Origin of the sequence: Lactobacillus sp. UMNPBX1, assembly GCF_002554085.1 — a bacterium.
Taxonomy (GTDB): domain Bacteria; phylum Bacillota; class Bacilli; order Lactobacillales; family Lactobacillaceae; genus Lactobacillus; species Lactobacillus crispatus.
On the sequence record NZ_PCZI01000084.1, the window covers coordinates 1 to 352 of the forward strand.

General features: G+C 41.8%; 1 pseudogene. It reads left to right on the forward strand.

From position 1 onward, the window contains the following. A pseudogene (locus CP352_RS10915) lies at positions 1-352 on the forward strand (replication protein); the annotation flags it as partial.

The window sequence follows — 352 nt, forward strand, 5'->3', positions numbered from 1 at the left end:
GCGAAACTCAATTTAATCAATATGATGAATCACCGAAAACACGAGCGGCAATCGACCAATGGAACGATGAACATTTCAAAGACTATGTTGAGGAACACGATAAACATCAACGTGAAAAGGGCCACGCAGAACGGCAATACGGCAGTGTTAAAAACTACCTCAAACGGAAAAAGAAGGCGACCGCTGTATTAACCATCGGTAATATGGAAGTTCAAAGTAAATTAATGCAACAATTCTGTCCTAAGACTTCCTATCAGGAAGAAAAGTTGCCGGACGGTACTGCGCACTTAGTTTTCAAATTAAAGGACCAAAGCAGCCAACCAATCCCCGATAATAGTGCGATTGCTAAGCA